The sequence below is a fragment of the Pectobacterium peruviense genome (genome assembly GCF_002847345.1).
GTDB lineage: Bacteria > Pseudomonadota > Gammaproteobacteria > Enterobacterales > Enterobacteriaceae > Pectobacterium > Pectobacterium peruviense.
On sequence record NZ_LXFV01000006.1, the window covers coordinates 192,729 to 217,635 of the forward strand.

Annotated in this window: 28 protein-coding genes; 17 read left to right on the forward strand and 11 right to left on the reverse strand. The window is 51.0% G+C overall.

Features of this window, described 5'->3' with window-relative positions; translation table 11 throughout:
* Window positions 1-49: 49 nt before the first annotated feature.
* The 9 genes from exuR (at window position 50) to A0G03_RS06525 (ending at window position 5,743) form a co-directional block, all read left to right on the forward strand.
* Window positions 50-826, forward strand: a complete 777-nt coding sequence (gene exuR, locus A0G03_RS06485) for a transcriptional regulator ExuR (protein WP_048258655.1) — start codon at window positions 50-52, stop codon at window positions 824-826.
* 453 nt (window positions 827-1,279) lie between these two features.
* Window positions 1,280-1,963, forward strand: coding sequence for a DedA family protein (locus A0G03_RS06490; RefSeq protein ID WP_048258654.1), 684 nt, complete (start codon window positions 1,280-1,282; stop codon window positions 1,961-1,963).
* Window positions 1,964-1,965: 2 nt separating this feature from the next.
* Window positions 1,966-2,361: an EnvZ/OmpR regulon moderator MzrA gene (mzrA, locus tag A0G03_RS06495; RefSeq protein ID WP_048258653.1), complete on the forward strand. Its 396-nt coding sequence runs from the start codon at window positions 1,966-1,968 to the stop codon at window positions 2,359-2,361.
* Window positions 2,362-2,366: 5 nt separating this feature from the next.
* Window positions 2,367-2,756, forward strand: coding sequence for a DUF1090 domain-containing protein (locus A0G03_RS06500; protein WP_048258651.1), 390 nt, complete (start codon window positions 2,367-2,369; stop codon window positions 2,754-2,756).
* Window positions 2,757-2,946: 190 nt separating this feature from the next.
* Window positions 2,947-3,252, forward strand: coding sequence for an ElaB/YgaM/YqjD family protein (locus tag A0G03_RS06505; RefSeq protein WP_005971326.1), 306 nt, complete (start codon window positions 2,947-2,949; stop codon window positions 3,250-3,252).
* 13 nt (window positions 3,253-3,265) lie between these two features.
* A complete protein-coding gene (locus A0G03_RS06510; RefSeq protein ID WP_011092256.1) occupies window positions 3,266-3,661 on the forward strand; it encodes a phage holin family protein in 396 nt (131 codons plus the stop codon).
* Window positions 3,658-3,948 carry a YqjK-like family protein gene (locus A0G03_RS06515; RefSeq protein ID WP_048258650.1) on the forward strand — a complete coding sequence of 97 codons (291 nt, stop codon included), beginning with the start codon at window positions 3,658-3,660 and terminating at the stop codon, window positions 3,946-3,948. Before A0G03_RS06510 ends, A0G03_RS06515 begins: the two co-directional genes overlap by 4 nt.
* 285 nt (window positions 3,949-4,233) lie before the next feature.
* Complete coding sequence (locus tag A0G03_RS06520; RefSeq protein ID WP_012822487.1) at window positions 4,234-4,629, forward strand: DoxX family protein; 396 nt, start codon at window positions 4,234-4,236, stop codon at window positions 4,627-4,629.
* A gap of 118 nt (window positions 4,630-4,747) precedes the next feature.
* Window positions 4,748-5,743 carry a glutathione S-transferase family protein gene (locus A0G03_RS06525; RefSeq protein ID WP_048258649.1) on the forward strand — a complete coding sequence of 332 codons (996 nt, stop codon included), beginning with the start codon at window positions 4,748-4,750 and terminating at the stop codon, window positions 5,741-5,743.
* Between the two features lie 69 nt (window positions 5,744-5,812).
* On the opposite strand, the gene A0G03_RS06530 is transcribed toward A0G03_RS06525, so the two are convergent.
* Window positions 5,813-6,709 (reverse strand): LysR family transcriptional regulator, encoded by an 897-nt coding sequence (locus A0G03_RS06530; protein ID WP_039303041.1) that lies wholly within the window; start codon window positions 6,707-6,709, stop codon window positions 5,813-5,815.
* Between the two features lie 112 nt (window positions 6,710-6,821).
* Between A0G03_RS06530 and A0G03_RS06535 the strand changes: the two genes are divergently transcribed.
* Both A0G03_RS06535 and zur read left to right on the forward strand, forming a co-directional pair.
* Window positions 6,822-7,520 (forward strand): pirin family protein, encoded by a 699-nt coding sequence (locus A0G03_RS06535; RefSeq protein ID WP_048258648.1) that lies wholly within the window; start codon window positions 6,822-6,824, stop codon window positions 7,518-7,520.
* A gap of 106 nt (window positions 7,521-7,626) precedes the next feature.
* Window positions 7,627-8,136 carry a zinc uptake transcriptional repressor Zur gene (gene zur, locus A0G03_RS06540; protein ID WP_039303032.1) on the forward strand — a complete coding sequence of 170 codons (510 nt, stop codon included), beginning with the start codon at window positions 7,627-7,629 and terminating at the stop codon, window positions 8,134-8,136.
* Window positions 8,137-8,181: 45 nt separating this feature from the next.
* On the opposite strand, the gene A0G03_RS06545 is transcribed toward zur, so the two are convergent.
* The 3 genes from A0G03_RS06545 to A0G03_RS06555 all read right to left on the reverse strand — a co-directional run bounded on the left by A0G03_RS06545 (window position 8,182) and on the right by A0G03_RS06555 (window position 9,922).
* Window positions 8,182-8,391 carry a CsbD family protein gene (locus tag A0G03_RS06545; protein ID WP_039289892.1) on the reverse strand — a complete coding sequence of 70 codons (210 nt, stop codon included), beginning with the start codon at window positions 8,389-8,391 and terminating at the stop codon, window positions 8,182-8,184.
* A gap of 446 nt (window positions 8,392-8,837) precedes the next feature.
* Window positions 8,838-9,446, reverse strand: coding sequence for a transcriptional repressor LexA (lexA, locus tag A0G03_RS06550; protein ID WP_048258646.1), 609 nt, complete (start codon window positions 9,444-9,446; stop codon window positions 8,838-8,840).
* A gap of 110 nt (window positions 9,447-9,556) precedes the next feature.
* On the reverse strand, window positions 9,557-9,922 hold the full coding sequence (locus A0G03_RS06555) for a diacylglycerol kinase (RefSeq protein WP_010282908.1): 366 nt from the start codon (window positions 9,920-9,922) through the stop codon (window positions 9,557-9,559).
* Window positions 9,923-10,173: 251 nt separating this feature from the next.
* Between A0G03_RS06555 and plsB the strand changes: the two genes are divergently transcribed.
* A complete protein-coding gene (plsB, locus tag A0G03_RS06560) occupies window positions 10,174-12,639 on the forward strand; it encodes a glycerol-3-phosphate 1-O-acyltransferase PlsB (RefSeq protein WP_048258645.1) in 2,466 nt (821 codons plus the stop codon).
* Window positions 12,640-12,777: 138 nt separating this feature from the next.
* Here plsB and ubiA read toward each other — a convergent pair whose 3' ends face one another.
* The 5 genes from ubiA to A0G03_RS06585 all read right to left on the reverse strand — a co-directional run bounded on the left by ubiA (window position 12,778) and on the right by A0G03_RS06585 (window position 17,164).
* The gene (gene ubiA / locus A0G03_RS06565; RefSeq protein ID WP_048258643.1) at window positions 12,778-13,641 is read right to left on the reverse strand and encodes a 4-hydroxybenzoate octaprenyltransferase; all 864 of its coding nucleotides are present in this window, start codon (window positions 13,639-13,641) and stop codon (window positions 12,778-12,780) included.
* 12 nt (window positions 13,642-13,653) lie between these two features.
* Window positions 13,654-14,187: a chorismate lyase gene (gene ubiC / locus A0G03_RS06570; RefSeq protein ID WP_048258641.1), complete on the reverse strand. Its 534-nt coding sequence runs from the start codon at window positions 14,185-14,187 to the stop codon at window positions 13,654-13,656.
* Window positions 14,188-14,467: 280 nt separating this feature from the next.
* The gene (gene groL, locus A0G03_RS06575; RefSeq protein WP_011092243.1) at window positions 14,468-16,117 is read right to left on the reverse strand and encodes a chaperonin GroEL; all 1,650 of its coding nucleotides are present in this window, start codon (window positions 16,115-16,117) and stop codon (window positions 14,468-14,470) included.
* A 45-nt stretch (window positions 16,118-16,162) separates the two neighbouring features.
* Window positions 16,163-16,456 (reverse strand): co-chaperone GroES, encoded by a 294-nt coding sequence (locus A0G03_RS06580; protein WP_011092242.1) that lies wholly within the window; start codon window positions 16,454-16,456, stop codon window positions 16,163-16,165.
* A 237-nt stretch (window positions 16,457-16,693) separates the two neighbouring features.
* The gene (locus A0G03_RS06585; RefSeq protein WP_048258640.1) at window positions 16,694-17,164 is read right to left on the reverse strand and encodes an FxsA family protein; all 471 of its coding nucleotides are present in this window, start codon (window positions 17,162-17,164) and stop codon (window positions 16,694-16,696) included.
* 497 nt (window positions 17,165-17,661) lie between these two features.
* Here A0G03_RS06585 and aspA point away from each other — a divergent pair, with 497 nt between their 5' ends.
* The 5 genes from aspA (at window position 17,662) to A0G03_RS06610 (ending at window position 23,345) form a co-directional block, all read left to right on the forward strand.
* Window positions 17,662-19,101 (forward strand): aspartate ammonia-lyase, encoded by a 1,440-nt coding sequence (aspA, locus tag A0G03_RS06590; protein ID WP_048258638.1) that lies wholly within the window; start codon window positions 17,662-17,664, stop codon window positions 19,099-19,101.
* A gap of 130 nt (window positions 19,102-19,231) precedes the next feature.
* Window positions 19,232-20,533 (forward strand): anaerobic C4-dicarboxylate transporter, encoded by a 1,302-nt coding sequence (locus A0G03_RS06595; protein ID WP_048258637.1) that lies wholly within the window; start codon window positions 19,232-19,234, stop codon window positions 20,531-20,533.
* A gap of 151 nt (window positions 20,534-20,684) precedes the next feature.
* Window positions 20,685-21,017: a divalent cation tolerance protein CutA gene (gene cutA / locus A0G03_RS06600; RefSeq protein ID WP_039303002.1), complete on the forward strand. Its 333-nt coding sequence runs from the start codon at window positions 20,685-20,687 to the stop codon at window positions 21,015-21,017.
* Entirely contained in the window at window positions 20,993-22,726 is a 1,734-nt protein-coding gene (locus A0G03_RS06605; protein ID WP_048258635.1) for a protein-disulfide reductase DsbD, read from the forward strand. The genes cutA and A0G03_RS06605 overlap by 25 nt, the downstream gene beginning before the upstream one ends.
* A gap of 43 nt (window positions 22,727-22,769) precedes the next feature.
* A complete protein-coding gene (locus A0G03_RS06610; protein ID WP_048258634.1) occupies window positions 22,770-23,345 on the forward strand; it encodes a transcriptional regulator in 576 nt (191 codons plus the stop codon).
* Here A0G03_RS06610 and A0G03_RS06615 read toward each other — a convergent pair.
* The gene (locus tag A0G03_RS06615) at window positions 23,342-23,932 is read right to left on the reverse strand and encodes a LysE family translocator (protein ID WP_048258631.1); all 591 of its coding nucleotides are present in this window, start codon (window positions 23,930-23,932) and stop codon (window positions 23,342-23,344) included. The genes A0G03_RS06610 and A0G03_RS06615 overlap by 4 nt on opposite strands.
* A gap of 35 nt (window positions 23,933-23,967) precedes the next feature.
* Window positions 23,968-24,813 (reverse strand): AraC family transcriptional regulator, encoded by an 846-nt coding sequence (locus A0G03_RS06620; protein ID WP_048258630.1) that lies wholly within the window; start codon window positions 24,811-24,813, stop codon window positions 23,968-23,970.
* Window positions 24,814-24,907: the final 94 nt, after the last annotated feature.

Here is a 24,907-nt window from a genome sequence, read left to right on the forward strand (position 1 = left end):
GGCCCTGACGTGGCACATGGACCGTCATCTATCGAGAGTAGACATCATCATGGCACTCACTGAACCCCGACGGCTATACCAGCAGTTAGCCGCAGAATTAAAACAGCGTATCGAAAGCGGTATGTATCAGGTCGGCGAAAAATTACCGGCAGAACGTTATATTGCTGAAGAAATGAACGTCAGTCGCACCGTGGTGCGTGAAGCCATCATTATGCTGGAAGTCGAAGGGTACGTTGAAGTCCGCAAGGGTTCAGGCATCCACGTTATTTCCAGCCAGCAGAAGAACGCGTTCATTAATAGCGGTGATATCGAATTCGTCGCAGCCGGTCCGTTTGAGCTGCTTCAGGCACGCCAACTCATTGAAAGCAATATTGCTGAGTTTGCCGCAACGCAGGTGACCCGTCAGGACATCATCCAACTGATGGAAATTCAGGAATATGCGCGTCAGGAAGACCGCTTCCGTGATTCTCAGTGGGATCTCAAATTTCACGTTCAAGTCGCACTCGCAACACAAAACTCAGCAATGGCAACTATCGTTGAGAAAATGTGGAGCCAACGGATTCACAATCCCTACTGGCGCAAACTGCATGAACACATTGACGACAAGTCGATTGAAAGCTGGTGCGAAGAGCATGACCGCATCCTTAAAGCGCTGATTCGCAAAGATCCTTACGCGGCAAAACTGGCAATGTGGCAACATCTGGAAAATACGAAACAGATGCTGTTTCGCGCCACGACGGATGATTTCGAGTTTAACGTCGATCGCTATATGTTCGCCGAAAATCCAGTTGTTCATCTCGACCAAATTCACACTGGCAAGTCCTAAGATGTGCATCTTCCCCCTCGTTTTAAGCGAAGGGGAAAATTTTGCACCAGAGGGGAAAAAGTCAGAAAACGTTGATTTCTGTCAGCGAGTGTAAAATATCGCAGAAATCCCAACTCTTCCTCGAAAAATCCCCCTAAACCGCCCAAGTTGTCGTAATATTTTCCTGTCTCAGCAACACCTATTTTGTTACAGTTAACGCGTCTTTCTTACGCTTAATCCGCCGCTTTGGATGCAAAGTCTGCCAAGGCCAAACAATCCCTAAGCTGCCTGTTTATCGGGTTCGCAGCGAAAAGCGAGCATCAAGTCAGACACCAGCGCCACTATCGGGCGGAAAAAACAGAGATCATCAAAAAATCATAATCCTGTGCCCTGATAACACTATTCACTCTTGTTATGTCTAGAAGCGTGATCGTCGCCAAGGCTAAAATGCAACAGCAGTATTAGGAATACCGGATGGAATTAATCAAAGAACTGTTAAACGCACTCTGGCATCAGGATTTCGATATTTTAGCCGACCCAAAGCTGGTGTGGACCATCTATATATTATTGTTTCTGATTATCTTTCTGGAAAATGGCCTGCTTCCGGCCGCTTTCTTGCCAGGCGATAGCCTGCTCATTTTGGTCGGCGTTCTCGTCGCCAAAGGCACAATGAATTACCCTTTTACGATATTTCTACTGACGACGGCCGCTAGCCTCGGCTGCTGGGCAAGCTATATCCAAGGGAAATGGCTTGGCAATACGGGAATTGTTCAGGGCTGGCTATCACATTTGCCCGCACACTATCACCAACGTGCCCACCAGCTCTTCCACCGTCATGGATTGTCCGCGCTTTTAGTTGGTCGCTTTCTGGCTTTTGTCCGAACGCTATTACCCACCATTGCAGGCTTGTCAGGCCTGAATAACGCACGTTTTCAGTTCTTTAACTGGATGAGCGGTTTCCTGTGGGTATTTATTCTGGTTACGCTGGGCTTCGCTTTAGGAAAAACGACAATATTCCTGAAATATGAAGACGAACTCATGCTCTGCCTTATGATGCTGCCGCTGGTACTGCTGTTTGTCGGCCTGTTTGGATCACTCTTTGTACTCTGGCGTAAAAAACGCGACACTAAAGCAAATAATGCAGAAAAAGGGAGCTAACCGTGTCAATCCGCTGGTTATTCCCCACGTTATCCCCCAGGAAAATAGGCCGCATACTGCTGTTGCTTGCTCTGCCAATTATCGTATTGACGCAGTCCCAGTCACCACGTCATTCCCAAGACGATGCTATGCTACACATCAAGCCTTATGAAGGTGCCGCATTGCCAGATGGCTTTTACGTGTATCAGCGCCTCAATGAAAAAGGGATTGCGATCAAAAGCATTACGCCAGAGCAAGATAGCCTGATCGTTCGCCTTGCTTCGCCGGAACAGAGCATCGCAGCCAGAGACGTTCTGCGTTTGTCTCTGCCTAAAGTCACCATTACCGCGCAGCAGGCAACAAACCCGACACCATTTTGGCAGCAGAAACTGACACAAAAACAATCCAAACTGGGGTGACGAATATGAAACTGTCTCCATCCGTTATCGCATTATTTATCCTGTTTTCCGGTCATGCTCTTGCTAATACCTCCGGTCAGGTAGAAACCTGTCAGCAGAAAGCGCAGGACATTCAGCGCCAAATCGATGAAGCACACAAGCACGGTAACCAAAACCGTATCAATGGATTAGAAAAGGCGTTGGAGGGTGTAAAAACCCACTGTACGGATGCCGGACTAGCAGAGAAACGTCAGGAAGCCATTGCTGAAAAACGTAAACAAGTCGCTGAACGACAACAGGAACTGAGCGAAAGCCGCCAGAAAGGGGATGACGCAGACAAGATCCTCAAACGCGAAAGAAAGTTAGCGGAAGCCGAGCAGGAATTACGCGCTGCGGAAAGTAGCGTGTCGCAATAACCCATCACCACACGCTTCTGTAAAACATTGTCCATACAAAACACACGACAACTGTTCATTTTACAATCAAAAACCAAATCACTAAAATTTACAGCGAGTTATCAGAATTGTCCGTACCCGTTTAGGGCGGCATAAATTTCAACTTCAGCTATAGTTAACGTTCAGGTTTATAACATGAAGGGTTATTAATATGGCTAAAGATCAAAATTCTGAGTACCTACGCGCTGAATTGAAATCACTGGCGGACACGCTGGAAGAAGTATTAAGTACCTCCAGCGATAAATCTAAAGCAGAGCTCGACAAACTGCGCAACAAGGCCGAAAGCGCGCTGAAAGAAACGCGCAGCCGCCTGAGCGATACCGGTGAGCGTATCGCTTCCCAAACCAAAGAAGCGGTTGAATCTGCGGACGATTATGTACGTCAGAACCCGTGGACTGGTGTAGGCATTGGCGCGGCAGTTGGTGTCGTGCTTGGCGTCCTACTGTCTCGTCGCTAATTAGCGGATTGTTATGACAGATAAATCTCAACAAGGCCCCGCTAGCGGGGTCATGGCTTCTGCCCAGCGCATCATCTCCATTATTGTCAGCATGGTAGAAAGCCGCGTCCGACTAGCTGTAATCGAATTAGAGGAAGAAAAAGCCAATCTAATTCAGTTGCTGATCATGGTCGGTCTGACGCTACTTTTTGCCGCTTTTGGCATTATGAGCCTGATTGCGCTGATCATCTGGGGCATTGACCCGCAATATCGTCTGTTTGCGCTGGGGTGTATTACCGCCACATTGCTTGGACTGGCGTTGATAGGCGGCATATGGACACTCCTGAAGGTACGCCGTTCTACCTTACTCAAAGCGACACGTAAGGAGCTGGCGACCGACAGATCGCTGCTGGAGGACGATCCCAAGTGAACCAACGTCAGCAACGAGACAGAGAAAAAGCCCAGCTACTACGCCGGATACAGCAACAACGGCTGGATTTATCGGCAGGTAAGAAACACTGGCTGGATACCACTGCTCGCTACGATCGCAGCTGGCAGAGCCTGATGCAGTGGCGTAAATACTGGATCGTTGGCTCCAGCCTCGTGGCGCTCTATGGCGTACGCCATCCCAGCCGCATGATTCGCTGGGGACGCCGCCTCGTCGGGCTGTGGGGGACATTCAGGCTCGTCCGCAAAACATTTGACCAACGTACGTAACCCATTCTATCGCTTCGGTTATTTTCCTGTCCTATACGACACTTTCCTCTCACTTTTTTATCTCACTCTTGCCTAACGCGCTCACGTCATGGCAGCGCGTTCTTGCAGATTTAACCGAACATCAATTTTTCTGAAATAAAACAACAATTATACTCGCTGGTAGAGGAAATCATCTCCCTATACTATCTGCCCATAACCTGATGGCGGGCCGAGATTTCAGACAGCACCTGCTATAACAAACACAACAGGGCGACATAGCCCACAATAAAATTAATTGGAGATATGATGAAAAATTTAGAAAGCACTGCCCTACTGGTTGCACGTATCTTAATGCCGATTCTGTTTATCGTTGCAGGTTACGGTAAGTTGGGCGATGCCTATGCAGGCACACAGCAATACATGCAGGCGATGGGCGTACCGACCTTCCTGCTGCCACTGACAATTCTGCTGGAACTGGGTGGTGGTCTGGCGGTTCTGTTTGGCCTGCTGACTCGTACTGTCGCACTGTTCACCGCGGGCTTTACGCTGCTGACCGCACTGCTTTTCCACTCTAACTTTGCGGAAGGCATGAACCAACTGATGTTCATGAAAAACCTGACCATCGCGGGTGGCTACCTCCTGCTGGCTGTAACGGGTCCAGGCGCATTCAGCATCGACCGCCTGCTGGGCAAAAAGTGGTAAGACGAGCCTTCTCCGGCCTGTACTACACTTAATAGTCGAATAGCGAATACACTCAATAGCGACGGCAAGCAGACAAGGCTTGCCGTCGTTTTATCATCATTCACTAACGGGAGGATTTATGGGACAACTGGTTGACGGCGTATGGCACGATACCTGGTATGAAACCAAATCTACCGGCGGTCACTTTAAGCGTTCAGAATCGGTATTCCGCAACTGGGTAACACCCGATGGAGCCCCCGGCCTCACCGGCAAAGGCGGCTTTCCCGCCCAGTCTGGCCGTTATCATCTCTATGTTTCTCTCGCCTGCCCGTGGGCACATCGCACGCTGTTAATGCGGCAGTTGAAAGGGTTAGAGGATCACATCGCCGTTTCGGTGGTTCACCCACTCATGCTCGATCACGGCTGGACGTTCGGTACCGATTTTGAGGCCGCAACGGGTGATTCACTCTATCAGCATGAATTCCTCTATCAACTCTATCTGCACGCCAAATCAGACTATAGCGGTCGGGTAACCGTACCCGTCCTGTGGGACACCGAGCAACACACTATTGTCAGTAACGAATCCGCCGATATTATCCGCATGCTGAACAGCGCGTTTGATGGCGTAGGTGCAATAGCGGGAGATTACTACCCAGAAGCACTACGTACTCAGATTGACGAATTGAACAGCTGGATTTACGACAAGGTCAACAACGGTGTTTACAAAGCCGGTTTTGCGACGACTCAGTCAGCCTATGATGAATCTGCAACCACCGTTTTCGCTGCGTTATCCGATCTGGAAACCATACTGGCAAAACAGCGCTACCTGACTGGTGAGCAGTTAACAGAAGCCGACCTGCGGCTGTGGACGACGCTGATCCGTTTCGATCCGGTCTATCACACGCATTTTAAGTGCGATAAATATCGCCTGAGCGATTATCCAAATCTGTTCGGTTTTCTGCGTGATATTTATCAGATGCCTGGCATCGCTGAGACCGTCGATATGGCGCATGTTCGTCATCACTACTATCGCAGCCACGGCACGATTAATCCTCACGGAGTGATTTCGCTGGGTCCAGAGCAAGATCTGAATCAGCCTCACCACCGTGATAGGGCGTTTGTCGATTTATACTAACGTTTGACGTAAAGCATGAAGTGCTGAGGCAAAGTGTGGCTCCACACCTTGCCTCAGAAAACGCAGGATTTAGGGCTGGTTCAGGAGTTTTGGAATTTCACGCAGGAACCAGGATTTCGCCTCGCCCATGCTGTCTCGCCGCCACGCCATAATAATCTGGCTTTCCATCTGGTGCTCTGGCCCAATCACCAGTAAACGCCCTTCTGCAATATCTTGTGCCACCATCGGATAAGGCATAGTCGCGACACCTAGCCCAGCCAACAGCGCACGCCGTTTATCATCCAGCGAACTCACCGTCAGACGCTGCTGTTTATCCAACAGTTGCACGGTCAGTACTGGACGCTCACGCGCGGTGTCCGCCATGGCAATCCCACGATATTTCACACGGGTCGCATCCGACAGCGGCTCCGGCTCTTGGTGAATAGGGTGTTCTGGGCTAGCAACATAAACGTTATTCATCGTGTATAGCTTGCGGGTATTCATTTCGGAAGATGCACGAAAATGCATGTCCGGCGCAATCACGATATCTGCGCGACCTTGCTCAAGACGCTCCCACGCACCCGCCAGCACTTCCGTCAGGATCGATACCTGCGTATTCGCTTTGAGCGCCAGTTTATCGATTAATGGGAAAATCCGCTGAGTCGGAATCAGAGCCTCCGTCACAATCGTCAGGTGCGTTTCCCAACCACGTGCCAGTGCTTCTGCATCCGTAGTGAGTTTATCCGCAGCTTCCAGCAGGATACGCCCACGTTCCAACAGCATTCGTCCGACATTCGTGAATTTAGTACGATGCCCGGAACGATCGAACAACACCACATCCAGCTCTTCTTCCAGTTTCTGCATGGTGTAGCTCAGTGCCGAAGGCACCCTACCCAGCTCGTCTGCCGCAGCGGCAAAGCTGCCACGACGATCGATCGCATCCATCACCCTCAGGGCTTCCAGCGTCAATGCTCGTTCTCTCGCCATCTTCGTACTCATTCAGGAATTTTGAATATACCGACCAGATTAACTAGCTAACAATCCAACGTCCACACAATTACTATCAGTTTAATAAATAATTCTCTGGGGGATAAAGATTATGATCACACGAAGAGCAGCGGGGCAATGCGGCCAAGCCGACTATGGCTGGTTGCAGGCACGCTATACATTCTCTTTCGGTCACTATTTTGACCCACAGTTACTGGGATATGCTTCTCTTCGCGTGCTCAATCAGGAAGTGTTGGCGCCGGGAGCCTCATTCCAGCCTCGAACCTACCCACGTGTAGATATCCTGAACATTATTCTTCAGGGCGAAGCGGAATACCGCGACAGCAACGGCTGCCACATTCAGGCTAAAGCGGGAGATGTGCTGTTGCTCGCCACTCAGCCGAACGTCAGCTATAGCGAACATAATACCAATGCCAGTAAACCACTGACACGCTTGCAGTTATGGTTGAATGCTTGCCAGACCCGAGAGAACAGCCCATTACAGCGTATGGGGCTGGATTCATCAAATCATACTCTACTTGCCTCACCAGAAGGCGAGCAGGATAGTCTGCAACTGCGCCAGCAGGTCTGGATCCATCATGTCGATCTTCAGGCCAATGAGCAAAGCACGATCGCCCTACAGGGAAATCAGGCTTATCTCCAGTTGATCCACGGTTCCATGGCGGTGAAAGGTAGCCAACACAGCGAAACATTACACTGTGGCGACGGAGCCTTCATCAAGGAAGAAACGACGTTGACGCTACAGGCAGAATCACCGTTGCGGGCACTGCTCATCGATCTGGTCGTGTAGTTCCTCTGTCTGTTGTCTTCGCAGGAAAACGCCACTCACTCGGCGTTTTTACTCAGTCGTGGTAAGATATCCGTCTTGTTCCTCAATGCGTCAGGGTGATATGACAATGGATTCAACCAAACAGGACAAACTTCTTGCCCAGGCTGAACAGATTTGTCAGCAGCGCGCTGTGCGTCTCACTCCGCAGCGACTAGAGGTTTTACGCCTTATGGCACAGCAGTCCGGTGCTATCAGCGCCTATGACCTGCTGGACCTACTGCGAGTTTCCGAGCCTCAGGCCAAGCCGCCGACCGTCTATCGCGCGCTGGATTTTCTGCTGGAACAAGGCTTCATTCATCGAGTCGAATCAAACAACAGCTATGTGTTGTGTCACCATATCGAAGATCACAGCCATACATCTGCCCTTTTCATCTGCGATCGCTGCGGGCAGGTCACGGAACGTCAAACCGAAGGTGTGGAAGAAACGCTACGCAGCTTGGCACAGCAGTCTGGATTTACACTGCGCCACAGCGTTGTGGAAGCACACGGGTTGTGCGGAGGCTGTCAGGAAGTCGCGACATGCAAACAGCCGGATCATTGCGATCACGACCATACCGTTCCCATTAAAAAACGATAGCCCTGAGGGCTATCGTTCCTTTTCTGCGGAGAGACATCACGTTTGCTACCAGTGATATTTGTGATGATCTTCCCAGTGTTTAACTTCTTTCTCTGCCGCTTCCTTTTCATACCCGTAACGCTCCTGGATCCTACCCACCAGTTGGTCACGTTTACCTTCGATGACCGTCAGATCGTCATCAGTTAATTTGCCCCATTGCTCTTTCGCTTTACCTTTAAACTGTTTCCAGTTACCGCTGGCTTGGTCTTTATTCATAAGAATCTCCATACCTTAGGTGCATTGCGCATAAACAAATCGTCACGACCAACTTATGCGTCAGTTTCAGATAAATAGGCTTATTCAGTAAGTAGCATCATAAATGTATTAACCATCACGGTGTTCTTCGCCACTGTCTCCCTTGATTACTGGGTGAACCTAAATGTGATAGTTAATGATCAATCATCAAACGACCAATCAAGACAAAAATGCTTACCTTGATAAAAATTATAGTCGAATATTTTACTAAAAATAAAAAACCAAGTATCTGTAACTAGGACAGAGCAAAGAAAGGGAAAACTATCGCAAAAAAGCAGTGAAAAAACAGGCGGTAATAGGGGAGAGTAGAGAACGCAGCTAAATGTAACTAAATATATATGACTAGCAGATTAATACACAGAACATGATGCACTGATCCAGATTGGAGAGCAGTGCATCAGTAACGGTTAGCTCCAGTCGCTGTTACGAATCACGCCAACCGCTAAGCCTTCTATCGAAAAACTTTGCTGACGCAGGTCAACAACGATGGGGGCGAACTCTTCATTTTCAGCGAGAAGATGAACGGTATTACCTTGTTTTTTAAGGCGTTTAACGGTTACTTCATCTTCAATACGCGCCACGACAATCTGCCCGTTGCGCACATCTTCTGTCTTATGTACAGCCAGCAAATCGCCATCCAATATACCGATATTTTTCATCGACATACCGCTGACACGCAGCAAAAAGTCAGCGCTAGGTTTAAACATCGCAGGATCAACCTGATAGCGGCATTCGATATGTTCCTGTGCTAGCAGAGGTTCACCTGCCGCCACTCGCCCAACCAGAGGAATACCCGTTTCTTCTTCCATTAACAGGCGAATACCACGAGAAGCACCCGACACAATTTCAATCACGCCTTTACGCGCCAGCGCTTTCAGATGTTCTTCGGCCGCATTCGGAGAGCGAAATCCCAGTTGTTGAGCAATTTCCGCACGCGTTGGCGGCATTCCGGTTTGCGCAATATGATCGCGGATCAGGTCATAAACCTGCTGCTGCCTTGCTGTTAATACTTTCATTCCGCCCCCTGGTTGTTTATACAGTCTTGCTGTGAGTATATACAGGTAAGGCACAATTGGGAATCGGGATGTAGGCAAAGCCCCTGACTTTTATTCATTTATGCGTACCGTCAAGCAAAATGTTGCCAGAGGATGCTGCCCCATACGACAGCGGCCAACAAGATGGCAACAAAGACAGCCGCCGACCCGATATCTTTCGCCCGGCCGGATAATTCGTGATGCTCGAGGCCAATGCGGTCGACGACGGCTTCAATAGCGCTGTTAGCCAGTTCAAACAACATAATCAATACTACAGACCCAATCAGCAGCAGTTTTTCGACCAGCGTAACTGGCAATAAACAAGCAATAATGACGCCGACAATCGTCAGTATCGTTTCCTGACGAAACGCCGCCTCATGCTGCCACGCCTGCTTCAGCCCCTTAAAGGAATAACCGGTAGCCTTGATAATCCGGGTCATCCCCGTTGCTTTATTCATTTATCCTCCATTTTTAGACTCTAAATAATTCGAGTTTCAGGCAGGCGGCAAGAGAGGGAGTCCCGATGAGCTTACTCAAGTAAGTGATTCGGGTGACTAAACGCTGCCAACGCACATGCAACTTGAAGTATGACGAGTATATGCAAAATAGTTCGCATTTTAACGCACCTACGTTGTCTCATCACCACAGATCTCCGGCGCAGTTTCTGGTATCCTTGCGGCGAATTGCTAACAAGAGGCTCCACGTTGTTATGTCAGGTTGGCGTAAAATTTACTATAAATTATTGAATCTCCCGCTGAAACTGCTGGTGAAAAGCAAAGTTATTCCCGCAGATCCCGTGGTCGAGTTGGGGTTAGATCCCTCACGTCCTATACTCTATGTTCTGCCTTATAACTCTCAGGCAGATCTATTGACGCTACGTACGAAATGTCTGGCATTGGGCATACCCGATCCTTCTCAATCGTTCGAATTCAATGGCGTCGAACTCCCTAGCCACGTCTTTATTAATGACGGGCCGCGCGTCTTCCGTTATTACGTTCCCAAGCAGAAATCCGTCAAGCTGTTCCACGATTATCTGGACCTGCACCGCGCCAATCCAGATTTAGACGTACAGATGGTGCCAGTTTCCGTGATGTTTGGGCGCTCTCCAGGTCGGGAAGGTCACTCGCAGGCCACACCACACCTGCGATTGCTCAACGGCATTGAAAAATTCTTCGCCGTTCTGTGGCTAGGCCGTGACAGTTTTGTCCGCTTCTCAAGCCCAGTGTCGCTGCGCTATATGGCGACCGAGCATGGAACAGACAAAACCATAGCCCACAAACTGGCACGTGTCGCCCGTATGCACTTCTCTCGCCAGCGTTTGGCGGCAGTTGGCCCACGCTTACCGGTGCGTCAGGAGCTGTTTAATAAGCTGCTGGATTCCAAAGCGATCAAGAAAGCCGTTGACGATGAGGCTCGCAGTAAGAAGATTTCTCATGAGAAAGCGCAGCAAAACGCCATTGCGCTCATGGAAGAAATCGCCGCTGACTTCTCCTACGAAGCGGTGCGTCTGTCAGACCGCGTATTGAGCTGGACGTGGAACCGCCTTTATCAGGGAATTAACGTCCATAACGCCGAACGCGTTCGTCAGCTGGCGCAGGATGGCCACGGCATTGTCTATGTGCCCTGTCACCGTAGCCATATGGATTATCTGCTGCTCTCCTATGTCCTGTACCATCAAGGCTTAGTACCCCCGCATATCGCTGCCGGTATCAATCTTAATTTCTGGCCTGCGGGACCGATCTTCCGCCGTCTTGGTGCGTTCTTTATTCGTCGTACCTTCAAAGGCAACAAACTCTATTCCACGATTTTCCGCGAATATCTGGGTGAGCTGTTTGCCCGTGGTTATTCGGTTGAATACTTCATGGAAGGCGGGCGTTCACGTACAGGGCGTCTTCTGGATCCCAAAACCGGTACGCTAGCCATGACCATTCAGGCCATGCTCAGAGGCGGTACGCGCCCTATCACACTGGTGCCGATTTATGTCGGTTACGAGCATGTGATGGAAGTCGGCACCTATGCGAAAGAGTTGCGCGGTGCGGTGAAGGAAAAAGAAGGCTTTATGCAGATGGTGCGCGGTTTACGTAAGCTGCGTAATCTGGGCCAAGGTTACGTGAACTTCGGCGAACCGCTCCCGCTCACAACCTATCTGAACCAACATGTACCGCAATGGCGTGACGCGATTGATCCCATCGAGGCACAGCGTCCAAGCTGGCTAACGCCGACGGTGCAGGATATCTCTATGGATATCATGGTGCGCATCAATAACGCTGCGGCAGCAAATGCGATGAACCTGTGCTCCACCGCCCTGTTAGCATCGCGCCAGCGCTCACTGACACGTGAGCAAATGCACGAACAGCTGGATTGCTACCTGCAATTGCTGCGTCAGGTTCCTTACCACAAAGATATTACAGCACCTAAGAAGACAGCGGATGAGCTGTTGGAACACGCGCTGAGCATGAACAAGTTCGAAGTGGAGAAGGACAGTATTGGCGACATCATCATTCTGCCGCGCGAGCAGGCGGTACTGATGACGTATTACCGTAATAACATCCAGCATCTGTTGGTATTACCGTCGCTGATCGCCAGCATCGTCATCCATCATCGCCGAATTACGCTTGCTGAAGTCGTCCGACAAATCACGCTGATCTATCCGCTGCTGCAAGCCGAGCTGTTCCTGCACTATTCCAAAGAACAATTGCCGGACGTGCTGGAAACGTTGGCCAACGAACTGACTCGACAAGAGTTACTGTGTAGCCGTGATGGTCAATTGGCGATTAACCCGCCACGTATCCGTACGCTACAACTGCTATCGGCAGGCGTGCGCGAAACGCTACAACGTTATGCGATTACGCTGTCGTTGCTGTGCGCAAATCCAGAAATCAACCGTGGGACGTTGGAGAAAGAAAGCCGAAACATGGCACAGCGCTTATCCGTTCTACACGGTATCAATGCGCCGGAATTCTTTGATAAAGCGGTGTTCTCAACGTTGGTCGCAACCTTACGTACGGAAGGGTATATCACCGACAGTGCGGAAGCGGCGCAAGGCGATATCGTGGCAATCTATAACATCCTCGGCGATCTGATCACTCCAGAAGTTCGGTTGACTATCGAAAGCGCCAGCTCATCTACTGAGATGGAAAGTAGTCAGGTAGTGGAAGAAAAAACACAGGAATAGCCAGACAGAAGTAACGGAAAGATGGCGGAGAAGTACCGCTATCAAACTGTGGATACCTCTGGCATAGCAAGTACACAGCACATTCCGTCATAAAAAAAGCAGCGATTTATCGCTGCTTTTTTGTATCTGCCGATCCGCCTACAGGCCAAACAGCACACCAATAAATATCGCCATTCCTGCATATTTATTATTATGGAATGCTTTGAAACAGGCATCGCGTTCACGCCCGGCTGTCAATATTTGCTGATAGATAAACATCCCAGCAGCCACCAGCAGTGAAATAGTGTAGGGAATTCCCAATCCGGTGATGTTTCCCAAAGCCAGCAGCAACGCCAGCATACTGAACTGCAATAATCCGATGATGATATTGTCAAAACGCCCAAACAGGATCGCAGTAGACTTCACGCCGATCTTCAAGTCGTCATCACGATCGACCATCGCATATTGCGTATCGTAAGCCACCGTCCAGCAGATATACGCCAGAAACATCATCCAGCAGGTCGCAGGCAGGCTTTCGCTCACCGCAGCATAAGCCATAGGGATCGACCAGCCGAATGCCGCACCCAGCACAAACTGAGGCAGATGGCTGACGCGTTTCATAAACGGGTAGATCCATGCTAAGGCCAGCCCAGCGACAGACAACAAGATCGTCATCTTATTCAGCGTCAGCACCAGACCAAACGCCAGCAAAACCAGCACGACAAACAGAACTTTGGCAGATTGCTCGCTCACTTCGCCGCTAGGTAACGGACGAGAAGCCGTGCGTTTTACATGGCCGTCAAAATGTCGATCGGCATAGTCATTGATGACGCAACCCGCAGCACGCATTAAGAAGACACCCGCGACAAAAACAAAGAGCGTCCACGGTGCAGGTGCGCCCCCTCCCGCCAGCCAGAGCGCCCATAGCGTTGGCCACAGCAGTAACAGGGAACCTATCGGTTTATCAATCCGCATCAAGCGACAATAAGCCAGCCATTTCCCTGCTGTAACACTTCTTTCCAAGGATTTATCTCCTCAAATTACCTGCCAACCTTCATCACCAGGTGTGTAATAAACCGGTGATTCCGGTAAGAAAAGCTCAGTCAACAGTAACGGATGACCCGAAAGACATAGGCGGGAACGCCGCGCCCATAAACCTTCGCAGCATCCGGTATGAATATAATCACGCGTCAGCGATTTTTGCTCAAACAGATAACGACCTAACGGCTGATTGCCTATTTTCGTCAACGCCGCGCCAGAACCCTCGAGCGTCTGTTGCGGGACAATCGTTCGGCCAAAAAGCCAAGGGCGATCGTCACCATACAGCACCACTTCACGCAGCCAGTAACGTTCGTCAGGCGGTAATTGATCGCGCTCTTCATCCAGCATCTGTGGCGTAATGAAACCCTCACGACAAAGCGTGACCTTCAATTCGGCACAGTATTTTTCAAGCCGCTGTGTCATGGAACTGGTTTCCATCAGCCAGTCACCAATGTGTTCAGGCAATACCGAAGGGGGTTCAGTAAACCAGGATATGGTGCGCAGAAGCGTTGACGCATCGTCAGACATTTCCCTACTCCGAACAGGTTACTTTGCAAATACAAGTCTTCGTAAATAAACGTATTCGCAAATAAAGTAAGCGCCCCCATTGTAGCGCAGAATGCTCCCCTGATAACACGCTATAAACCAATTCATCCCCGATGTAGCAACATTTCAGCAATACGGCGCATAAAAAAAGCACCACTCGGTATCGCGACCGGATGGTGCTCTTTAAAGGACAGAAAGACGAGCTTCTGTAACCTGACTTCCTGCCACCGGAAAACGGCTTCCGGCGACAAGGGGAGTCACATTACATCATGCCGCCCATACCACCCATACCGCCCATGCCACCAGCACCTAAATCAGGCGCATCGCCTTTCGGCAGGTCGGTCACCATACATTCGGTGGTAATCATCAGACCAGCAATAGAAGCTGCATACTGCAAAGCAGAACGCGTTACTTTGGTCGGATCCAGAATACCCATTGCGATCATATCGCCGTATTCTTCGGTGTAGGCGTTATAACCGTAGCTGCCTTCGCCCGCTTTAACGGTATTGGCAATCACGGAGGCTTCTTCACCGGCGTTGATTACGATCTGACGCAGCGGAGATTCCATTGCGCGCAGCGCAACTTTGATACCCACGTTCTGGTCTTCGTTATCGCCTTTCAGGCCAGATACGCTGATAGAAGCCGCAGCACGAATCAGTGCAACACCACCACCCGCAACCACGCCTTCTTCAACAGCGGCGCGAGTGGCGTGCAGCGCATCTTCAACGCGTGCTTTCTTCTCTTTCATTTCAACTTCAGTCGCAGCGCCAACTTTGATAACGGCTACGCCGCCCGCCAGTTTAGCCACACGCTCTTGCAGTTTTTCTTTGTCGTAGTCAGACGTTGCATCTTCAATCTGCTGGCGAATCTGAGTCACACGACCCTGAATTGCCACTTCATCACCCACGCCATCAATGATGATGGTGGTGTCTTTGTTGATAACAACACGTTTAGCCTGACCCAAATCTTCCAGCGTCGCTTTTTCCAGCTCCAGACCAATCTCTTCAGAGATTACGGTACCCGCAGTCAACGTCGCGATATCTTGCAGCATGGCTTTACGACGGTCACCGAAGCCCGGTGCTTTCACCGCAGCCACTTTCACAATACCGCGCATGGTGTTCACTACCAGTGTCGCCAGCGCTTCACCTTCAACATCTTCTGCAATGATCAGCAACGGTTTACCCGCTTTCGCTACGGCTTCCAGTACTGGCAGCATTTCACGGATGTTGGAGATTTTTTTGTCGGCAAGCAGAATGAACGGGCTTTCCAGTTCAATAGAACCGGTTTCTGGCTTGTTGATGAAGTACGGAGACAGGTAGCCACGGTCAAACTGCATACCTTCAACCACATCCAACTCGTCTTGCAGGCCAGTGCCTTCTTCAACGGTGATAACGCCTTCTTTACCTACCTTCTCCATCGCTTCTGCAATCAATTTACCCACGGTTTCGTCGGAGTTTGCAGAGATGGTACCAACCTGCGCGATTGCTTTAAAATCAGAGCAAGGGACAGATTGTTTTTTCAATTCTTCAACAGCCGCAATCACTGCTTTGTCGATGCCGCGCTTCAGATCCATCGGGTTCATGCCCGCAGCAACAGCTTTCAGGCCTTCAGTGATGATGGACTGAGCCAATACGGTTGCGGTCGTGGTGCCGTCGCCTGCTGCGTCATTCGCTTTAGAGGCAACTTCTTTCACCATCTGTGCGCCCATGTTCTCAAACTTGTCTTCCAGTTCGATTTCACGCGCAACAGATACACCGTCTTTAGTAATGGTCGGTGCACCGAAGGATTTATCCAAAACTACGTTACGGCCTTTCGGGCCCAGGGTAACCTTCACTGCATCAGCCAGTACATTCACGCCGCGCAGCATTTTTACGCGAGCGTCATTACCGAATTTTACGTCTTTAGCTGCCATGATGTACTTCCCTTAAATTCGTTCAGTTCAGATGATTACGCGCAATTACGCTTCAACAATTGCCAGAATGTCGCTTTCAGACATGATCAACACTTCTTCGTTATCGATCTTTTCTGCTTTCACGCCATAGCCATCATTGAAAATAACGATGTCGCCCACTTTCACATCCAGCGGCTTCACTTCGCCATTTTCCAGGATACGCCCGTGACCTATGGCCAGAACTTCACCACGGGTAGATTTACCAGCAGCGGAACCAGTCAGTACGATACCGCCAGCAGATTTTGACTCGACTTCTTTGCGCTTGACGATCACGCGGTCATGCAATGGACGAATATTCATTGATAGCTCTCCTTTGAGAAAGTCCATATCGGTTTAGGATAAACACCGACTATGTTTTCATAACGACTATGTTTTCATAATCGGTCTTGTGGTGTTCTAAGTGGGGGCGTTTCTTAGCCCTTCAAGGGAAAAAATTCATTTTTTTTGCGTTAGGCGGCTACGCGTTACCCATAGCAGATAAAAAATAAGGATTATCAATATGATATATCCTTATCTGCTTTTCAGACTGTCGCGACGTTAACGGTCATCCCGATCGTCTCGGTGTTCAATATTTCCGCGCCCGCCGTCCTTGCGTTGGTATTCACCTTCAAAGGTGTTCCCATCGGAAGGCGATGCACTGGAACCGAAACGCCAGATGTGCAAGTGAGGCATCAGCTTTAACGTCAGGCTTTTCTGCACAGGCGGCAGTAACAGCAACAGCCCCAGAAAATCAGTCAGGAAGCCCGGAATCAGGAGCAGGAAGCCAGCCAGCACCAGCGAAACGCTTTTTACCATTTCGGCCGCAGGGCTTTCACCTGCCGCCATTTTCTGCTGCATCTGCACCAGCGTTTTCATCCCCTGATTGCGCACCAGCGAAACGCCCAGGCAGGAAGTGAAGACCACCAGTAGCAGCGTCATGGCGACGCCCATCACTTCAGCCACTTGAATAAACAGCGATATCTCGATGTAAGCTAAAAGAAAAATAAGTAATAACGGTAACCAGCGCACCCGGTTCTCCTGTGTTTTTTTACGCGTACTGTCGTTAAATAAGAACGTGTGTTAATGAAAACGTGTTAAGCCATCGCGATTGAAAATCCAGATACGCTTTACTCCCAATGGATTAGGTAAAGCACGCGCCCTGCTCTGCGATCCGGCACATCATGATTTAGTTAAATGGGTGCGCCTTTGCACGTTTTCAAGCCGCCACCCCACGATTATTGTTCTAAAATAATGACTCGTGACTACAATCACAGTTCATTTACCGTAACGGTAGAGAACGCCAGTATAGTGATCTAAACACCTGTTTTTCACTGTCGTAACGACATATCCTCACGGCAATGGATATATGGTTGGTCAAACATCCCAATACTATTGCCGAGAGAAGACGGTTTATCCGTAGTCGCGCTACTTTCCGAAGTAAGACGTTTTCCGAAGTAAGACCATCCGAAAAACCAGCCCACAACGTCTAGTCACATCACTAGTCGTACAACAGGATAGGAATTTTCATGTCAGAAAACATCCGTATTGAAGAAGACCTGTTAGGCACCCGAGAAGTTCCCGCAGACGCGTATTATGGCGTTCATACGCTGCGCGCCGTCGAAAACTTCTATATCAGTAATAATAAAATCAGTGACATTCCCGAGTTCGTACGCGGCATGGTCATGGTGAAGAAAGCCGCCGCGCTGGCGAACAAAGAGCTGCAAACTATCCCGAAAAAAATCGCTGACGTCATTATCCGCGCCTGTGATGAAGTGCTGAATAACGGCAAATGCATGGATCAGTTCCCGGTAGATGTGTATCAAGGGGGCGCAGGTACGTCGGTCAACATGAATACCAACGAAGTATTAGCCAACATTGGTCTGGAACTGATGGGCCATCTAAAAGGCGAATACCAGTATCTGAACCCCAACGATCACCTGAATAAATGCCAGTCCACCAATGACGCCTATCCTACCGGATTTCGTATTGCGGTCTACGCAGCCATACTGAAATTGACGGATGCGATAGCGAAGTTGAGCGATGGCTTCGAGCGTAAAGCCAAAGAATTTGAAGACGTTCTGAAAATGGGGCGGACCCAGTTGCAGGACGCCGTGCCGATGACCCTCGGCCAAGAGTTTCATGCATTTAACGTGCTGTTGCAGGAAGAAATCAAAAACCTGCTACGCACGTCAGAACTGCTGCTTGAGGTCAATTTGGGTGCCACCGCGATTGGTACGCGTCTGAACACGCCGGACGGCTACCAACAACTGGCGGTGCAACGTCTGGCGGAAGTCAGCGGACTGCCGTGCGTGCCAGCAGAAGACTTAATCGAAGCCACATCAGACTGTGGTGCCTATGTCATGGTGCACAGCTCGTTAAAGCGTCTGGCCGTGAAGCTGTCGAAGATTTGTAATGACCTGCGTTTGCTCTCTTCCGGCCCTCGCGCTGGCCTGAATGAAATCAACCTGCCGGAATTGCAGGCGGGTTCCTCCATCATGCCCGCCAAGGTTAACCCTGTGGTGCCGGAAGTCGTCAATCAGGTGTGTTTCAAAGTCATCGGTAACGACACCTGCGTCACCATGGCATCGGAAGCCGGGCAACTCCAGTTGAACGTGATGGAACCGGTTATCGGTCAGGCAATGTTTGAATCAACCCACATTCTGACCAACGCCTGCTACAACCTGCTGGAGAAATGCGTCAATGGCATCACCGCCAATAAAGGCGTCTGCGAAGCCTATGTTTTCAACTCCATCGGAATTGTGACGTACCTGAACCCGTTCATCGGCCACCACAATGGCGATATCGTCGGCAGAATCTGTGCGGAAACAGGAAAGAGCGTGCGCGAGGTCGTACTGGAGCGAGGTCTGCTGACAGAAGCTGAGCTGGATGACATTTTCTCCATCCAGAACCTGATGCATCCAGCGTACAAAGCCAAACGCTACACTGACGAAAACGAGCTTCCTTAACACCGACATTTAATTTTTTCAGGCACGTCCGTTCACGAAGAACAGCGTGCCTTTATTTTTTGCTGCATACAGCCATAAGAATAAGTTATGCATATTTTATTAAAATTTAAATTAATTAAGGAGCATAGTCATGCTTGGTCTTGAGTTATTCATTGTTCTGCTCGCCATCTATTTGGGGGCACGACTAGGAGGCATCGGCATTGGTTTCGCCGGTGGCCTAGGAGTGCTTGTACTTACGTTAGGGTTTCAGATAAAGCCCGGCGTAATCCCTTTTGATGTCATTGAAATTATCATGGCCGTTATCGCCGCCATCGCTGCCATGCAGGTGGCGGGTGGAATGGACTACTTGGTCAGTCTGGCGGAGAAACTGCTGCGTAAACACCCGAAATACGTCACTTTCCTCGCACCGCTGGTCACCTACTTCATGACGATTCTGGCAGGAACCGGGCACACCGCGTTTTCCACTCTGCCCGTTATCGCTGAAGTCGCCAAAGAGCAAGGCATTCGCCCTTCTCGCCCACTCTCCATCGCCGTTGTCGCCTCGCAAATCGCCATTACCGCCTCACCAATCTCTGCGGCAGTGGTGTTTGTCGCCGGTATTCTTGAACCGCATGGCGTCAGCTACCTGCTGCTGTTAGGGATTTGTATTCCTACCACGTTAGCCGCGATCATGTTGACGGCGATTGTAACTAACTTCCTAGGCAAAGAGCTAAAAGACGATCCGATTTATCAGGAACGTCTGAAAAAAGGGGAAACCACGCGGCGCGGTAATAGCCAGCATGAGATCAAACCGGGCGCCAAGCTGTCCGTGGTGCTGTTCCTGATTGGTATTATCGCGGTCGTTCTGTATGCGACGGCAATCAGCGGCACCGTTGGGCTGATTCAGAATCCGGTTCTGCCACGTAACGAAGCGATTGTGGTCTTTATGCTGACCATCGCCACGCTGATTTGCATCACCTGCAAGATCGACACCTCACGCATCCTCTCAGCCAGCACGTTTAAGTCCGGCATGAGCGCCTGTATCTGCGTAATGGGTGTTGCCTGGCTGGGCGATACCTTTGTTAAAGCGCATATTTCCGATATTCAGGACACCGCAGGCGCACTGCTGCAAAGCTACCCGTGGATGCTGGCCATCGTGTTGTTCTTCGCCGCCACGCTGCTTTATTCTCAGGCGGCAACGGCGAAGGCGCTGATGCCTGCCGCGCTGCTGCTGGGCGTATCGCCGGTCACGGCGGTGGCTTCTTTTGCTGCCGTTTCTGCTCTGTTCGTTCTGCCTACCTACCCAACCCTACTGGCGGCGGTGGAGATGGACGACACTGGCTCGACGCGTATCGGCAAGTTTGTGTTTAACCACTCCTTCCTGATTCCCGGCGTGATCGCCATTACGCTGTCGGTGATATTTGGCTTTATCCTCGGCAACATCCTGATCTAAAGATTGCCCTTCGGACAGTACCTCGCGGATCGGCCTGACAGGCCGATCCGTATCATTTACCTTCGAGCCGTTCATTCCCTTCAAACAATAAAGCAAGGTATAGTGTGGCTCTGGTTAGCTGGGATTTTGTTCATCTGACACGGAGGATATGATGTCTGACCGCCCGCTTTGCGATGCTGTCGTCATATTATGTACCGCACCTGACGATGCCTGTGCGCAGCAGCTTGCCAATTCGCTGCTGGAAACGCGGCTTGCCGCCTGTGTCACCCTGCTGCCCGGTGCCCGTTCGCTCTATTACTGGGAAGGCAAGCTCGAACAGCAATCAGAAGTACAAATGCTGATAAAAAGCGACACCTCACATCAGCAAGCGCTGCTGACTCATCTGAAACAACAACACCCTTATGATACGCCGGAGCTGCTCGTCCTGCCGGTATCTGGGGGCGATAGCGATTATCTGACATGGCTCAACGCATCTTTACGCTGATTTTCCTGTTATGGACAGCTGTCGGCACACCCCATGTGGCCGCCTCTTCTTTTGGTCAGAAACTGTTTGGCAACAGCACGACGTCACGGTTTCTACCCGTCGATGGGGCTTTCGCCTTTGAGTTTCAGCAGCAGGGAAACCAGCTCAATCTGCGCTGGGACATCCATCCCGATTACTACCTGTACCGCGCGCAAATCAAGATCGAAGGGAACGGTGCCGCAATTGGTAAGGTGGAATTGCCACAGGGCGAAAGCCATAATGACGAGTTCTTCGGTCAGGTCTTTATTCTGCGGGATCGATTGGCGCTAGCGGTTCCGATTGAACAGGCCGAAAGCGGTGCGACCGTCAAAGTGACCTATCAAGGCTGCGCCGATGCAGGTTTCTGCTATCCGCCAGAAACGCGAACCGTACCGCTCAGTCAAGTGCTTGCTACCGCAAACACGGATTCACCAATCAATACGATATCAGGCCAGACCGCACCGCCGCAGACTACGCCTATGCCGTTCTCGCCGTGGTGGGCGTTACTTATTGGTATTGGTGTTGCCTTTACCCCTTGCGTCCTGCCAATGTACCCGCTGATTGCCAGTCTGGTGCTGGGCAGAAAAGAACAGCTGACGCCGCGCCGCACGCTGCTGCTGTCGATGACTTATGTTCAGGGCATGGCGCTGACCTACACGCTACTCGGGCTGGTTGTCGCCGCCGCGGGATTACGCTTTCAGGCAGCGCTTCAGCATCCGTATATTCTGATTGGTCTGTCGGTGATGTTTATCGCATTGGCACTGTCGATGTTTGGCCTTTATACGCTCCAGCTCCCCTCATCGGTACAAACCCGGCTGGCTGAGTGGAGCAACCGCCAGCAGGGCGGCTCGGTGACCGGCGTATTCTGCATGGGCGCGCTGGCCGGGCTAATTTGTTCCCCCTGCACCACTGCCCCACTCAGCGCCATCCTGCTTTACATCGCCCAGAGCGGTAACATGCTGGCAGGCGGTGGAACGCTTTATCTCTACGCACTGGGTATGGGCTTACCGCTTATTCTGGTCACGCTGTTCGGCAACAAACTGCTGCCACGCAGCGGCCCGTGGATGCAGTACGTTAAAGAAGCCTTTGGCTTCATCATTCTGGCGCTGCCTGTCTTCCTGCTGGAACGTATTCTCGGCGAGGTCTGGGGAATGCGGCTATGGAGCGTGTTGGGTATCGCCTTCTTCGGCTGGGCGCTCATGCTGACGCTGCGCAGCAGCAAAGGCTGGATGCGCGGCGTACAGTTGCTGCTACTAGCAGGCGTGGTGATCAGCGCCAAACCGCTGCAAGATTGGGTATTTCCCTCGGCTAGCGTGGCGCAAACCCACACATCAGCGTTGAACTTCGCTCCTGTCGCTAATATTGCCGATCTCAACAGCGCGCTAGCAAAGAACAATCAGCCTGTTATGCTCGACCTTTACGCTGACTGGTGCGTTGCCTGCAAAGAGTTTGAGAAATACACGTTCAGCGACCCGGTGGTGCAGAACCATCTGTCGCGCATCACGCTGCTACAGGCGGATGTTACCGCTAACCGCGAAGAACAGAACGCGCTGCTGAAAAAGCTACAGGTTTTAGGATTACCGACTATCGTGTTTTTTGACGCTAAGGGGAAAGAGATCCTCGGCTCGCGCGTCACTGGTTTTATGAACGCTGAACAATTTCAGGCACATTTGCAGAAGTTCAGCCCATAAACGACACTTTCTATTCGATTTTTGTGCTTCTGGAGGAGACCTAATGCAACGGGAAGATGTTCTTGAACATGCGCTTACTCTACTGGAGCAGCACGGATTTGCCATGACGACGCTGGATATGCTGGCGGAGAAACTGGGTGTTCCTGTCGGGGAACTGACACCATTTTGGCCGGATCGGGAGGCGCTGCTGTACGACGGCCTGCGTCACCACAGCCAACAGGTCGATACCTGGCGGCGTCAGTTGCTACTGGACGACGAGAAAAGTATCGAGCAAAAGCTGCTGGCACGCTATCAGGTGCTGCATGAGTCGGTGAACAAACAGCGTTATCCGGGCTGTTTGTTTATCGCTGCGTGCAGCTTCTTCCCTGATATCAATCACCCTATCCACCAAATTGCAGAACAGCAGAAGCTGGCTTCCTACAGCTACACTCGCGATTTGCTGGAAGAGCTGGAAACCGACGATCCCGAGATGGTCGCACAGCAGATGGAACTGATTCTGGAAGGCTGCCTGAGCAACCTGCTGGTCAAACATCAGGCCGCCAGCATCGCCACCGCACAACGCTTAGCAGAGGATGTATTACGCTTTGCGCTGTGCCGCAAAAACGGCGCGTTGACCTAAGCGAGCATGCCTGCCCAGGCGGAAACGAACAGACACAGCGCCATCAGGCGCTGAAAGCGCACCATGGCAACGGTGGTGCGAAACACTCTGTTCACGGCCTTTCCCAGCCCTGCCCAGCACACCAGACAGGCCATCGAGATAATCAAAAACCACAGCGCCATTATTGATATCTCCCGCAATGCATGCTCCCCCGCGGGGGCGAACAGGCTGACGACAGCTAATGCCATCATCCACGTTTTCGGGTTAATCACCTGTAACAACGCCGCAGCGCGAGCCGTAAAACGGTTGTGCGATTCGCCAGAGAGAGTAGCCGCAGGTGCCCTGAATAACTGCCAGCTCATCCAGCTTAGCCACAGCACGCCAGCCCAGCTCATCACCTGACGAACCACCGGATACTGATGCAGCATCTCTCCCGCGCCAGCTCCAGAAATCAGGACGATAGCGCTTGCTGCCACACAGGCACCGACCACCGCAGGTAGCGTGTTTCTCACGCCATGGCGCTGGCTATTGGTTAAAATCAGGATATTTGTTGGCCCCGGCGTTATCGAGGCGACAAATGCAAACAGCAGAAACGGCATCAAACTCACAGGTCACTCCTTTTTTAAGAGCCCTGACTGTGCCGCTATTTTCTGGAAACGTCTGGAAGGTTTGTGCACAACCGACGGTAATGGGCAGGCGTGATCCGATACGCCCGCTGAAACCAACGGCCAAGATGGCTTTGATCGGAGAAACCTAAGGTCGCAGCCACGTCGGCAGGCTGATCGCCGCACGCCAGTCGCTGCCGAGCTTTCGCCAAACGAAGCTGGATAAGCCAGGCGTGCGGGGCCAGATGAAATTCACGTTTAAAGCAACGTGTCAGCGTGAAGCGATCGGTGTCCGTCTCCCGCGCGAGGTCAGACAGACCGATATTTTCGCCCAGATGCGCATAAAGATAATCGCGTGCGCGATGAGCCACCGCAGTGCTTTGCAACTGCGAGGGTAACCTTTTTCGCCAGTGACAATGTGTGGTAATCTGTGAGAGCAGGTTATCCATAGCGCTCTGCTGCACAATTTTCATTTCATCGTTGTGAAGCGTGGCGAACGTGTCGCCAATCGAACGAACCAGCTGTGGATCACGTGTAAGTGTTTGCGCAAAATGAAGCGAGTAACTTCCTGGCATGGAAGCATATAAACCGTGCAACGCATTGGTCAGCCACTGCTCATCGAGATAAAATGTCAGATAGGTAAACCCGCCATCTACTGGCGCGTCACCGTCGTGGATTTCACCCGGTTCCAGCAGAAAGGCGTCGCCAGGACGACTATGATGTCGTTCACGGCGACAGTGAAACTGCTGCGTACCGGAAAGCGTCACCCCCACGAGGTAGCTGTCGTGCCAGTGTGGATCATAGGCGTGCCCTTCAAAATGCGCCTTGATCGTTTCAATCCCCGTATCTGCATGCTGACGTAGCTCAAGCCAGTCGTTCGCCATTTCGCTCCCCTCTTTTCGCTATCAGCATTACCTGTTCATAGGCATCAATCTGGAAGATTTGTGCAAAATCGACGCCTACCCGATCAGATTGCCG